A 12,920-nucleotide genomic window follows, 5' to 3' on the forward strand; every position below is an offset into this window, starting at 1 on the left:
ATTTCAGTGAAGCCGACGCAAGCCCGGTTCCATGCCGCTTCTGCGTGCCTGGGTAGCGACGAGCAGCTGCTCGAACTGGTCTGCCGGCACCGGCTGGGAAAAGAGATATCCCTGTCCGTAATCGCAGCCGGCGGCAGCCAGAAGGTCGCGCTGCCCGGCGGTTTCGATGCCTTCGGCGATCACCTTCAGCCCCAGCTTGTGCGCCATGACGATGATCGATTCGGCGATGGTCTGGTTGGTCGGGTCCGTCGTGATATCCCTGACGAAGGACTGGTCGATTTTCAGGTAATCGATATCGAACTTCTTCAGGTAGCTCATGGATGAATAGCCGGTTCCGAAATCGTCGATGGCGACCTGTATGCCGGCATCGCGGTAGCGCAGCAATGTGGCGGCGACGTTGTCTGCGGCGTGCAGCAGCATGCCTTCGGTAATCTCGACCGAGATGGCGGCGCCGGGAAGGTTCATCCGTTCGAGGTAAGCCAGCCAGCTCTCCCCGGAATGCGACATGAACTGCAGCGGCGACTTGTTGACGGCGATCTGGAAGGGCGCATCCATGTTGGTGCTCCAGCGGCGGGAGCAGTTTGCCGCTTCCCGGAACACCCAGTTGCCGATATCGGTAATCATCCCCGACTCTTCGGCAAGAGGAATGAAGCGAGAGGGCTCGACCTCACCCATGCGCGGATGCTTCCAGCGCAGCAAGGCTTCCGCCTTTGCGATCTCGCCGGAGCGTAAATCGATGACCGGCTGGTAATGCACTTCCAGCTGGCCGCGGGCAAGCGCGTTGCGCAACTCGCTGGTCAGCCGCAGGCGCAGGTGCGCCGATTCGTCCATCGACCGGGTGAAGTAGCTGAACTGGTTCTTGCCGGCGTGCTTGGCGGCGTACATGGCTTGGTCCGCCTTGCGGATCAGTTCTTCCGATGTGGTCCCATCGTCGGGAAAGATGGCCACGCCGATGCTGCCGGAGACATAGGCCGACTCGGCGTTCAGCTTGAAGGGGCTGCCGAGCGCGTCGAGCAGCTTTTGCGCAAGATGTTCCACATGGCTGCGATGTCCGAGCGTGGTCAGGATGACGGTGAACTCGTCCCCGCCAAGGCGGGCTACGGTGTCCGAGGCACGCACGCACTCCGTGATGCGGCGCGCGGCCTCCTTCAGGAGCAGGTCGCCGGCATCATGGCCCAGGAGGTCGTTGACCTGCTTGAACCGGTCGAGGTCGATGAACATCAAGGCAATTTTCGTCCCCTCGCGTTCGGCATTGACGACCTCGCGGTTGAGGCGGTCCCGGAACAGGCGGCGATTGGGCAGGCCGGTCAGGGCATCGAAATTGGCATGGCGCCAGATGCGTTCGTCGGCCTCCTTGCGCTCGGAAATGTCGGTGATCATGCCTGTCATGCGGACCGGCTCGGCGCGCGCATCCCGTGCCACCACGATCCCGCGCGACAGCAGCCATTTGTAGCTGCCGTCATGGCAGCGCATGCGGTATTCGCAGGAAAGCGTGCCGCCGTCGCGCAGGCATTCCGCGGTGGTCTGCTCCAGCCGACCGGTATCGTCGGGGTGGACCAGCTTCGTCCATTTTTCGACGCTGTCGGGCATGGCATCCTCCGGGTAGCCGAGGATATCCGCCATGCGCGGGGACAGGTCGACACGGCCATCCTTGATATACCAGTCCCAGACGCCGTCGCCCGTGCCTGCCACTGCAAGGCTCAGGCGTTCGCCGGTCACGCGCAGCTCCTGCTCGGCCCGTCCCCGTTCGACCGCATCGCGCGCGCGGGAAGCGGTTTCTTCGATCAGGTGGACGGCGGTGTCGGCCCACTCGTGCCGTTGGCAACACAGCACGACGAACACGCTGCGCAGGCGTCCGTGGCGAAGCAGGGGGACGGCCACGCCGGCCCGCGCATCGATCTCCCTGAACAGCGAAGGCTGGATGCCGGCAACCTGCGGGTCGCCTGCGATATCGTTGATGATGACAGTCTTGCCTGCGCGCAGCGTGCGCACGATGCGTTCGCCGAAGTCATGCAGGCGCCAGTAGCCTGAAAACTGGCGCTTCCCCTTGCGGTAAGCGGCGCGTATGACCAGATGGTCTTCGTCATCCTCGAACTCGGCGAAATAGACGTAGTCCGCCGACAGGCGTTCACCCAGCATCTGGCAGACGGCGCGCGGAATCTCCGCCGGATCGGTGACGTCGCGCAGGCAGGCGTCGAGGCGCAGCATGAAGAGCTGGCGCTCCTCGTTCTGCTTGCGTTCGGTGATGTCTTCAATCACTGTCACGTTGAACTTCACGGTGCCGGCAGATTCGTCGACAATCGAGGTGGAATTGATCCGTGCCCACATGGTGCTGCCGTCCTTGCGCACGTAACGCTTCTCGAAGGTGAAGCTGGGAATCTCGCGGGCGATGGACTGCCGGAAGGCCTGCCATCCGATTTCCCGGTCGTCGGGATGGGCGAGGTCGGCGATGGTCATCCGGCCAAGCTCTTCGCGCGTGTAGCCGATCATCTCGCAGAACTTCCGGTTGACATGGCGGAAACGTCCGTCCGGTCTGATATGGGTGATGCCGATACCGGCCTGCTCGAAAGTCACATTGAAGACTTCGGCATTTTCCCGCAAGGATTGCTCCGCGAGTTTTGCCTGGCTGGCGTCGCTCACCACGCCGAGGATGCGGGTGCATGGTCCTCCCGCCACGCAAAAGCCTTCGCCTATGCTGGTGATATAACGCATGCGCGTGTCGGGCAGGCGAATCCTGAAGTCCACTTGCATGCGCGGTTCCTGTGCATTCAGGTTGGCAATGATTTGCCGGATGCGCTCGCTGTCCTCGGGCAGCATGCGCGCGAAATAGTCTTGCGACCGCCGGCCTTCATTGCCGGACAGGCCAAAGATCTCGCGCGTGCGTTCCGAATAGATCACCCGGTCGGACTGCAAATCCCAGTCGAACGTGCCGAGCTGCGCGATGTCGAGTGCTGTGCGGAACCGTGTTTCGCTTTCGCGCAGGTGTGTCTGGGCTCGTGCCCGTTCCACTGCGTCCCAGGTCAGGGCAGCGACTTCCTCGGCGCATCTGATCTCGTTTTCGCTCCATGCCCTGGGCTGGCTGCAGTGCACATAGAAGCCGCTCCGCCATCGTCCGCGCCGGACGATGGGAACGCCGATGCACGAACGCACACCCAGGGAAGGAAAGAGGGAATCGACCGTGAGCGGATCGGTCACGACGTCGCGTACAGCCATTGTCCTGCCTTCATGCGCCCCCGTGCGCATGCCCGAGCCCAGTGCGGTTTCCGGCAGGTCCACATCGATGGGGGCAATCGAGCCATCGGTCCAGGTAACGGTATGGCGCAACAGGCCGTCTTCCGACCATTCCGCGAACCCCGACCGGTTGACGCCCAGATGGCGGCCGACCATCTCGGCCGCAGCCTGCATGATCTCCTCCGGATTTTTCAGGTTCCGCAGCAATTGCGTCATGTGCAGCAGCGCCGTATGGCGTTCGCTTGTGGCCTGCAGTTCCGTACGGGAACGGACTTCGTTGGTGGTATCGAATCCGACGGCAAGGACACCTTCGATATTGCCGCTATCGTCCCACAACGGGCTGTGGCTGTGCGTGAAATTGCCTTCTTCGATGCGGTTGCCACGCAGGACGGCATAAGGGATATCCACCGCGTACACCGCTTGTCCCTGCATGGCTTGCTCGAAAGCGGGGCCGAGCTTGTCCCAGATTTCGCTCCACCATTCCTTGGCCGGCTGCCCGAGGTTGCCGGGGTGCTTGGTGCCAAAGGCCGGAATGAAGGCGTCGTTGTAGATGGTGATCAGCGCTGGCCCCCAATGCACGGCCATGGGCAGCTTTGAGTGCAATATCGCGCAGACCCACATCTTCAGGGTGTGCGGCCAGGTCGCGGGCAGACCCAGCGGATTCGAGCTCCAGTCCATTGCACGCAGCAGTCGCCCGCATTCCCCCCCGCCTTCCAGGCAGGGAACCGGGGCAGATGCGTTGTCGAGCATGAATGGGCTGGTGTCGTGATCCACGGAAAAGGGCGGCAACATGACCAGCGGTTATGCGAGTGTGAAATTGCCGTACAGGTACGTAGGTTAGACGGCCAGGCTCCGTATTGGTGCCATGCGCCGCAGCATGCAAGGGGTTACCCGAGGGAAGTGGAGCGGGATGATTCCTGGGAAGGTTGAGCGGCAATGGCATCCCGTATGCCCTGCCGCAAGGCGTCGATGGATGCATTTGTCCCGAGTTTGTCGGAGAACCGGGTCAGGTCGGTAAAGGCGGTCACCTTGAGGAGCTTCGCCGCCGTACGGATTCCCTGCACGATGGCAGGCGAGTAGCGGCTGCCTGCGCCGAGCAGGATGAAGAAGGGCAAGTCTGCGGTATGCGGATGTTGGCGTACGAAGCGAAGCAGGTCGAAGACCCTGCCGTTGTCGAAATGCACGCCGCAAGTAACAAGGCGCACGTCGTCGTCGAGTCGGGCGCATGCTTCGGAATAGGAGTGGCAGAAGACGGTATTGAATGCATCGCCGAGGATGCTTTTCGACAAGGCGACATCTTCCGGCCGGATGGCAATCAGCAGCTTGGGGCGTGCATCCACTTGATCGTGGCCGGAGGTCTTGTGGTCGGAATCGTAGGCGAGGTAAAGGCCCATGGCGGGCTTCCTTAATCTGGATCAAAGTGTGCCCGCGAGTGTACGGCAGAAAAATTAGGTGCCGTGCTCTAAATATAGGGCCCGGCAGTCGACCCGGGATGCCCGCAATCGTTCCCTGTAAAAACAAGACAAGGGTGCTGTGGAACCAGTCAGCCTGGAGGACAATCGCTTGAAATGAGACGGGCAAGGGAAGGATTTCCAATCAGCATGGCGCATAAACCGAAACTGCAGGTGTTCCTCGATCTCGACGGTGTTTTCGCTGACTTCGATGCACGGGCACGAGTCGACGGTCAGGGCGCTGCAGGAATTGCAGGCACTCTATGCGGCCAGCGATTAAGGGCACATTGAAGCGGCGCAAGACGTGTGCCGATAGCGGCGCCTATAAATGGAATTTGTGCCGGCAGAACGCAGAAAGGACATGCGATGGATACCGCCCCGAATTTCGAATTGATCAAGGATGCCTACGCCATCATCGACGGCATTCCCGAAACCGCCATCGACCTCGACCGCCTGGTCAGCAGGCGCGGCGAAACACTGGAGTACGGCACGATCTGCTCCCCGGCCGGATGGCTTGCGCAACATCCGAAGTTCGTGGGACTCGGACTGTCGCTTGCCGACGACAGCAGGCTTGTCCTGGCGGGCGAATCGCCGGTGGAAGAATCTGAGGCCGCCATCCTGGCGCACATATTCGGCCTGGAACCGGGCGACGCCGAACACCTTTTCAGCGACAGGAATACGTATACGCTTGGCGACGACTCCGGCCTCAGCGACAAGCGCCTGTGGTTGCGCGAGGTGCGCGAGTTCCTGAAACAGCACGGGCAGCTGGATGCGGACTTCGAAGAGCACCTGGAGACCCGCGGCCCCTTTGCCGAACCGGCCAACCCTTCCGAAATCCGCGCCATTTGAGCGGACGATTTCCTTTCCGCAGTGCATATCCGTGCCCCGCAGCCCGGTGAGCCTGCGGAAGATTTCCGCACGTTCCCTGATCCGAATCGCCTCAATGCTGAAACGGCTTGAACTTGCCCAACGCCGCGAGGACAAAGTAGCAAGACGGACAGCTCCTGCAGAGGGGCTTACCGGGCCGCGTTGCGGCTCGATATCCAGGGAATACATCATGGCCTTCCTGAATCTCTTCTTCATGCTCATGACCCTCGATCTCGCCTGGCAGGCGTGGAAGGTCGGGATGCGGCAAATGGGCAAACTCCTTGCCGCGTGCGGGGTCCTGGGCTTTGGCGGCGCGATCTTCACCGACTCGCCCATCGTCCTGATTCCGCTGCTGGGCGTGCTGGTCCTGGGCGGGACCGCCAATTACCAGATGCGAAAATACCGCGTCGGCCGTTACAAGGACCTTCATTGAGGCGCGGACGGGCATGAAGAGGACGCCCATCTACAGCAGGTCCGCCCGCAGGCAGCGCAGCGGCACGGTTGCGTCCCCGCCATCCGGAGGACAGGCGCCGCCGCCACCCCAGGCTGCGGCGGCGCCACGCCCTCCGCGTTTTGGCCGGACCCGCGCGTTCCTCCGCCGCCGTGAGCGTTTTCTGCTGATGAGCGTCCCGGTGCTGCTGTGCGTGCTGATGTTCCTTGCGTACTCGACACTTGCCCCCGCCGAGCGCCGCTTCACCCAGCGCGACATCGATGCCGCCGTGCTGCATACACTTGAAAACAGCATGCTGCCTTCGCAGGAGTCGAAGGCCTACGCCCGTATCCGACCCTCGATCGTGCGCGTGGTGCAGGAGGGCGAGCAAGGTGCGCACAAAGGGCTGCGCGGCGTGGGGACGGGTGTGGTGATCATCGACAAGGGCGTCATCCTGACCAACCTCCATGTCGTCGGACTGGATGACAAGACGCGGATCAAGGTCCATTTCGCCGATGGCCATGTGGCGGACGCGATCGTGCTGCGGCGCCAGCCGGAGAACGACCTCGCCGTCATCCAGGCGCTCAGCATCCCGGACGATCTCGTGCCTGCCACGCTGCGTTCGACACAGGGTCTGGCGGTGGGCGACAAGGTGGTCGCCGTGGGCTTTCCATTCAATATCGGTCCCTCCGCTTCGTCCGGGATCGTGTCTGGACTCAAGCGTACTTACATGTCGCCGCGCGACAACGAAGTGCTGCGCAACCTGATTCAGTTCGACGCCGCCGCCAACCCAGGCAATTCGGGCGGACCGCTGATCACCATGAGCGGGGAGGTGGTCGGCATCGTCACGGCCATCCTGAGCCCGCACGAGCAGGGCAGTTTTGTCGGCATCGGTTTTGCGGTGCCGATCGAGATCGCGGCAGCGGCCGCGGGCGATTCCCCCTTCTGACACCCTTCACCACGGACACGCATGGATACCATCGAAAAAAGCAGGCCCGACGTTTCGCTCCAGATGGAGCGCGTCCTGTACGAAGTGAAGCGGGTTGTGGTCGGGCAGGACCATTTCCTGGAGCGTGTGCTGGTGGCCATCCTCGCGGGCGGACACCTGCTGGTCGAGGGCGTGCCGGGGCTGGCCAAGACGCTGACGGTGAAGACGCTGGCGAAGACGATCCGGGGCAGTTTCCACCGCATCCAGTTCACGCCCGACCTAGTGCCGGCCGACCTCGTCGGCACCCGCATCTACAATCAGAAAACCGGCGAATTCAGTACCTCGCTCGGGCCGGTCTTTTCCAACCTGCTGCTGGCGGATGAAATCAACCGCGCGCCGGCCAAGGTGCAGAGCGCGCTGCTGGAAGTGATGCAGGAACGCCAGGTCACCATTGCCGGCACCACGCACCTCGTTCCCGAACCCTTCCTCGTGATGGCGACGCAGAACCCGATCGAGACGGAAGGCACGTATCCCTTGCCCGAAGCGCAGGTCGACCGCTTCATGATGAAGGTACTGGTCGACTATCCGACCGAGGAGGAGGAATTCGTCATCGTCAACCGCGTCACCAGCCAGGACCAGGAGGTGGCCTCGGTGACCACGACGGAGGAACTTGCCCGCTTGCAGCGGCAATGCCGGGATTGCTACATCGACCCCTCGCTGGTGCGCTACGCGGTGCACCTGGTAGCGGCCACACGCGATCCCGACAGGTGCAATGTGCCGCACCTGAAGCACTACATCTCCTGCGGCGCCAGTCCGCGCGCCTCCATCCATTTGGTCGAGGGGGCGAGGGCGCTGGCGCTGCTGCGGGGACGCAACCATGTCCGCCCGGAGGATGTCGTCGACCTCGTGCCCGACGTGCTCCGGCACCGTCTGTCGCTGTCTTACGAAGCCCTGGCCGACAACGTGGCGCCGGACCAGATCGTCCACCGCATCCTGAAACACCTCCCCCCCCCGGAAAGAGTGCTGGAAAACCATGTCAAAGTCGACGCAAACGCCTGAAGCCATCCTCAACCGTATCGAGCTGACGGTGCTGCGCCGTCTCGACGGATTGCTGCATGGCGATTACCGGACGCTCTTCCGCGGACTCGGGGTCGACCTTGCCGACCTGCGCGAATACCAGTACCACGACGACGTGCGGCATATCGACTGGAACGTCACCGCGCGCCTGCAGACGCCCTACGTGAAGGAGTATTACGAGGAACGGGAGCTGACCGCCTGGTTCCTGCTCGACCTCAGTCCGTCGGAAGATTTCGGTTCGCAAACGGTGAGCAAGCGCCGGCAGGCGGTGGAGCTGACCACGATCCTGGCAAGCATGCTGAACCGCCACGGTAACCGGTTCGGCGCCTTGTTCTATGGCACCAGTGTCGATACCGTCCTTCCGGCCAGGACGGGAAAGATGCAGGTGCTGCAACTCATCCATCGCATGGCGCATCGTCCACAGCCCGCAGCCTCGGCATCGACCCGCCTGTACGACCTGCTGCAAACGGCCGCGCATGTGATGCACAGGCGCTCGCTGGTATTTGTCGTGTCGGATTTCATTACCACGCCCGGCTGGGAAAAGCCGCTCGCCATGCTGGCGCAGCGTCACGACGTGGTTGCCATCCGGCTGTACGATCCGCTGGAAATGGAACTGCCGGATCTCGGACTGCTGACCATCCAGGATGCGGAAACCGCCGAGCAATTGCTGGTCGATACGCATGACAAGGGATTCCGCAGCCGCTTTGCCGCAGCGGTGACGAAGCGCGAGGACGAGCTGCATGACGCCTTCGCCTATTCCGGCGTGGATGTGCTGGAAATTTCCACCGAGGACGATATCGTGGATGCGCTGTTCCGGTTCTCCGAGTTGCGCCGGAACAGCGGCCGGCTCTGCGCAGGCGGCGTGGCGGGCAGGGGGATGTGATGACTTTCATCTGGCCGGAATTGCTGTGGCTGCTGCTGATCCTGCCGGCGCTGGTGCTGGCGTACTGGCTCATGCTGCGCCGGCGCAAGAAGGTCGCCGTGCAGTATGCGGGGCTTGCCACCGTGCGCGAGGCCATGCACGGTGCGCAGTTCCGGCGCCATGTCCCGCCGCTGCTCTTCCTGCTGGCGATTGCGCTGATGCTGGTCGCGGTCGCCCGGCCGGCCGCAGTGCTGACGCTGCCGTCCGAACACAAGACCATGATTCTTGCGGTCGACGTATCCGGCAGCATGCGCGCGACCGATGTCGCGCCGAGCCGTTTCGCCGCCGCGCTGACCGCCGTCCGGACCTTCGTGGAACAGCAGCCGCGCAACACCCGCGTGGGCATCGTATCCTTCGCCGGCGCCGCTAGCCTCATCCAGCCGCCCACCGCCAACCGGGAAGACTTGCTGGAGGCACTTGGCCGCATGCAGTTGCAGCGCGGCACCGCCGTCGGAAGCGGCATCCTGGTGTCGCTGAAAGCCATCTTCCCCGACGTCCGCTTCAATCTCAACAGCTCCGATCCGCGCGAAGTTGAACCACGCTATGGAGCCGCCGCCCGCACGCTCGGCACGGATGCCGCAAAGGAGCCTGCGGAAGACTTCCTGCCGGTTCCCCCTGGATCCTATGGTTCAGCGGCGATCATCCTGCTGACCGATGGCCAGACGACGACCGGGCCGGATCCGGTGGAGGCGTCGCGAATGGCCGCCGAGCGCGGCGTGCGCGTGTTCACCATCGGCATCGGCACCGCTGCGGGTGATGTCCTCACCGGCGACGGCTGGGCAATGCATGTGCGGCTGGACGAGGCACCGCTCAAGGAAATCGCGGAATTGACCAAGGCCCAATACTTCTACGCCGGCACCGCCACCGACCTCGCCAAGGTGTACAAGACACTCAGCTCGCGCCTGACGCTGGAACGGCGCGAGAGCGAAGTGTCGGCATTGTTTGCTGCTGGCGCGGCATTGCTCGCGGTACTGTCGGCCGCGCTATCGATGATGTGGTTCAACCGGATACTTTGAACGCTATGCGGCCCGGACGAAGCGGTGCAGGAACCCGCGTTTCGGATGTTCCGGCCGCGCGCGTTCCACGACGGCGGCCCACTGGTCCGACAACTGCTGGCAGGTGGCACGAAGGACCGGGGACAATTCCGGAAAGTCGGCAAGCGCGCGCAAATGCCGCTCGATGATCGAACCGAGTTTCAGGCATGGGCCCGACTCGGGCGTGTTCGCCGCATAGTGAGACATCAGGTGCAGTACCGCCGACACAAGCAATTCGGGTTTGGTGCCGGTGTCCGGTTCTTCAAAGAGGGAAGTCATTGCATCGCTGCGCATGGCGCTCCTTTCATTTGGGCATGTCCGGGCTGGCTGCCGCAGTACTGCGGTTGGCTGGCGTGGTTTTATTTAAATGAGAATCATTCGCATTTGATTGTTGCCTAAATGGCGACGATATGCAAGCGGAATCTGAAGCCGGCAAATGATATTCAATGAAGAAATGCCGGTTATCCTGACTTTGAATTGGCGTGGCAAATCCGAGATCCGTATGCTGCTCCCCAAAGCATCATTGATCTGGAGCACACCATGGAATATCTCGGATTATTGTCTATCAGCGCCGCAATTGCCGGCATCGGCCTGCGTTGCTATTTCTCAATGACGGAGAAATCTGTTTTCAGACCGGAGACGGGAAAGCAACTGTCGCCGCGCGCCCGGCGCGTACAGGAGGCAACGATCGTTCGTCGCCTGTTGCGCTACCACCGCGGGCTTTCCCATGCGTGATCGCAAGTCATGAATCGGCTTCGTCGGTACGCCAGCGGCTGAACAGGGAGGCATCGGTACCAGGCGGCACATACCACGACCGGCGATCGGCATTCCAGCGCGCGCCAAGCTTTTTGGCCGCATCCTTTTCGGCAAACGGAACGGCGAGGAGGGTAGAACCTGGCGGCATGCCAGAGGCCGGCCGGGTGCTCTTTTTCGGGTTGCCACGTGCGGGCACGGACGAAGCGCTTGAAGTATCGACCAGCAGTCCGGCAGCTTCCCCAAACGACACCATGCGCTCCTGCTGGCTGCCGTCGATGCCGGTTTCGATGACACGCACACCTTGCGCAGTCTTCTCGACGGAAAAATAAGGCGGGTCAAATGGCGGGGTGTCAGTCATGGCTGCTTCGGCAGTAATATCTGAAATGAAATTGGTCATGGAGCATTTTTAACTTCTTTTCTCCACTAGAAGAAAAGTATGAAGGCTGAGTATATTGAGTTTTCACTCTGCCGTCCTTCATGCGACATGCGATCAGCGCCTGGCCTATTGCGTTATTGGAGTGCCTCGATCAGATCTTCTATATCCCGCCTGATTTCCTTGTCCCGATACATTGCCTCACCCGCCCGCCGCAACAAGTCATCCGGCAGCAAACACGCTTCTCGCGTCGAAGTGCGCGAGGTCGGAACGGACTGTTTTGCAGGGCTGGGTGTCGGGCGCTTTTAAGCGGATGATCCGGTGAAATGGCCCGAAAACGATGTGAGGAAATGGAAAGGGGCGCTTGCGCGCCCCTCGATTGGATTCGCTTACTTCTTCGGCGCGACGGTGCCTTCGTCAATGAGCAGAGGATAGAAGTATCCGGCGCCCATATCCTTGTTCACAAGGACGGTGCCCGACACGGTAACGCTGTCGCCGACATTTGCAGTCTGCTTGCTGCGCACGATCAGGTTGTGGTTGCCGACATCCGCCTTGCCCGAGCCATCCTGGACGTGAACGAAGTTGTAACCCTTGATGCCGTTGTTGGCCTTGACGACCTTGCCCTGCGCCTGGATGGTCTTGCCGGCGAGCGCTTCACGGTTCTTGTGCAGCTCTTCGACCTTGTACATCTTCGCTTTGGCCTGCGCAAAAGACTCGCCCGGGGATGCGACAGCCATGACGGCGACAACGGCGGCGATCGCGAAGGAATGGAATTTCATGAGTGCTCCTGGATGGATGAGAAGGTAACCCGGGGCAGTATATAGTCTTCCCCCGGGTAAAAAGACTAACCTAGATCAAGCCTGTCTTTCTTTCCACCATCTTCATCAGCGCATACAGTGCCTCCAGTGATGGAATGGCAACATTCTCGCGGCGGCCTGCGCGTACCGCATTGCCGAGGATGACCTCGGTCTCCATCTGTCGTCCGTTCTCGTAATCGAGCGCCATGCTGGTCTTGTAGGGTGGCGCCTTGCGCGTGCCTTCGATGAACTGGCCGACCAGCGCCGCGTCCAGCGGGTGGCCGGTCGCGGCGGCGACCGCGCAGACTTCGTTCATGGCGCGGCGGACCAGGGCTTCGCCTTCCGGCGATCCTAGGATGTGCCCGGTATCCAGCACGCCGCCCATGACCGAGACCGGATTGAACACGGCGTTCCAGAGGCATTTCTGCCAGCGAGCCGTCACCACGTCCTCCGTCAAGCTGCACCTGATACCGCCGGCTTCCAGCAAGGCGGCGAAGCGCCTCGTGTCATCGCTCAGCCCGGACGGATAGTTGCCGAAACTGAGGTCGCCGAAGGCGAAATGCTTCACCTTGCCCGGGGCGATGCGGCTGACCTGGACGAAGGCGAGGGCACTGATGAGTTCGTTATCCGGGAATGCCTCCGCGATCTCGCCTTCGATTTCCACACCGTTTTCGATCAGGACGATGACAGTTCCCGGCCCGACGGCATCGCGGATCAGTGCAGCACGGTCGGTTCCTTCCACCACCTTGACGCAGACGACCGCATAGTCGGGCGGCCCGTCCTGGTAATCGCCGGACGCTCGCACGGTTTGCGCGGGGATGAACATCCGGTTGCCCAGACGCTGGCTTTCGATCGAAAAGCCGCGCTCCCTGACTGTCTCGTATTCGCTCCGGCAGACGACGGAAACCTCGGCGCCTGCCGCCTGGAGCGCGGCACCATAGAACGCGCCTATTGCTCCGGCGCCAATAATCAGTATGCGGGGGGACGAGGGTGAGGACACGGTTCCTTCCTGGCAGCGATGGGGAGATCGCTGATTGTATCGGCACCGGAAAAA

Annotated in this window: 13 protein-coding genes; 7 read left to right on the forward strand and 6 right to left on the reverse strand. The window is 62.0% G+C overall.

The features are described from left to right. Nucleotides 1-3: 3 nt before the first annotated feature. Together AC3WOY_RS24905 and AC3WOY_RS24910 are read right to left on the reverse strand one after the other, a co-directional pair. The gene (locus tag AC3WOY_RS24905) at nucleotides 4-3,981 is read right to left on the reverse strand and encodes a bifunctional diguanylate cyclase/phosphodiesterase (RefSeq protein ID WP_492428724.1); all 3,978 of its coding nucleotides are present in this window, start codon (nucleotides 3,979-3,981) and stop codon (nucleotides 4-6) included. A gap of 137 nt (nucleotides 3,982-4,118) precedes the next feature. Then, nucleotides 4,119-4,625 carry a hypothetical protein gene (locus tag AC3WOY_RS24910; protein ID WP_492428726.1) on the reverse strand — a complete coding sequence of 169 codons (507 nt, stop codon included), beginning with the start codon at nucleotides 4,623-4,625 and terminating at the stop codon, nucleotides 4,119-4,121. Nucleotides 4,626-5,048: 423 nt separating this feature from the next. On the opposite strand from AC3WOY_RS24910, the gene AC3WOY_RS24915 reads away from it, so the two are divergent. From AC3WOY_RS24915 to AC3WOY_RS24940, 6 genes are all read left to right on the forward strand, one after another. Continuing rightward, a complete protein-coding gene (locus AC3WOY_RS24915; protein WP_492428728.1) occupies nucleotides 5,049-5,531 on the forward strand; it encodes a hypothetical protein in 483 nt (160 codons plus the stop codon). Between the two features lie 208 nt (nucleotides 5,532-5,739). Continuing rightward, nucleotides 5,740-5,982, forward strand: a complete 243-nt coding sequence (locus AC3WOY_RS24920) for a hypothetical protein (RefSeq protein WP_492428730.1) — start codon at nucleotides 5,740-5,742, stop codon at nucleotides 5,980-5,982. 13 nt (nucleotides 5,983-5,995) lie between these two features. Continuing rightward, nucleotides 5,996-6,928, forward strand: a complete 933-nt coding sequence (locus AC3WOY_RS24925) for a S1C family serine protease (protein WP_492428732.1) — start codon at nucleotides 5,996-5,998, stop codon at nucleotides 6,926-6,928. A gap of 21 nt (nucleotides 6,929-6,949) precedes the next feature. Then, complete coding sequence (locus AC3WOY_RS24930) at nucleotides 6,950-7,966, forward strand: AAA family ATPase (RefSeq protein WP_492428734.1); 1,017 nt, start codon at nucleotides 6,950-6,952, stop codon at nucleotides 7,964-7,966. Continuing rightward, a complete protein-coding gene (locus AC3WOY_RS24935) occupies nucleotides 7,941-8,867 on the forward strand; it encodes a DUF58 domain-containing protein (protein ID WP_492428736.1) in 927 nt (308 codons plus the stop codon). Before AC3WOY_RS24930 ends, AC3WOY_RS24935 begins: the two co-directional genes overlap by 26 nt. After that, a complete protein-coding gene (locus AC3WOY_RS24940; protein WP_492428738.1) occupies nucleotides 8,867-9,922 on the forward strand; it encodes a VWA domain-containing protein in 1,056 nt (351 codons plus the stop codon). Before AC3WOY_RS24935 ends, AC3WOY_RS24940 begins: the two co-directional genes overlap by 1 nt. A 3-nt stretch (nucleotides 9,923-9,925) precedes the next feature. Here AC3WOY_RS24940 and AC3WOY_RS24945 read toward each other — a convergent pair whose 3' ends face one another. Next, on the reverse strand, nucleotides 9,926-10,234 hold the full coding sequence (locus AC3WOY_RS24945) for a hypothetical protein (protein ID WP_492428740.1): 309 nt from the start codon (nucleotides 10,232-10,234) through the stop codon (nucleotides 9,926-9,928). 246 nt (nucleotides 10,235-10,480) lie between these two features. Between AC3WOY_RS24945 and AC3WOY_RS24950 the strand changes: the two genes are divergently transcribed. Further along, on the forward strand, nucleotides 10,481-10,675 hold the full coding sequence (locus AC3WOY_RS24950) for a hypothetical protein (RefSeq protein ID WP_492428742.1): 195 nt from the start codon (nucleotides 10,481-10,483) through the stop codon (nucleotides 10,673-10,675). 7 nt (nucleotides 10,676-10,682) lie between these two features. On the opposite strand, the gene AC3WOY_RS24955 is transcribed toward AC3WOY_RS24950, so the two are convergent. The 3 genes from AC3WOY_RS24955 to AC3WOY_RS24965 all read right to left on the reverse strand — a co-directional run bounded on the left by AC3WOY_RS24955 (nucleotide 10,683) and on the right by AC3WOY_RS24965 (nucleotide 12,866). Next, complete coding sequence (locus AC3WOY_RS24955; RefSeq protein WP_492428744.1) at nucleotides 10,683-11,054, reverse strand: DUF5710 domain-containing protein; 372 nt, start codon at nucleotides 11,052-11,054, stop codon at nucleotides 10,683-10,685. Between the two features lie 404 nt (nucleotides 11,055-11,458). Then, nucleotides 11,459-11,848 (reverse strand): hypothetical protein, encoded by a 390-nt coding sequence (locus AC3WOY_RS24960; protein ID WP_492428746.1) that lies wholly within the window; start codon nucleotides 11,846-11,848, stop codon nucleotides 11,459-11,461. Between the two features lie 70 nt (nucleotides 11,849-11,918). After that, nucleotides 11,919-12,866 (reverse strand): ketopantoate reductase family protein, encoded by a 948-nt coding sequence (locus tag AC3WOY_RS24965; protein WP_492428748.1) that lies wholly within the window; start codon nucleotides 12,864-12,866, stop codon nucleotides 11,919-11,921. Nucleotides 12,867-12,920: the final 54 nt, after the last annotated feature.

This window comes from Noviherbaspirillum sp. FW303-A3 (genome assembly GCF_058788695.1).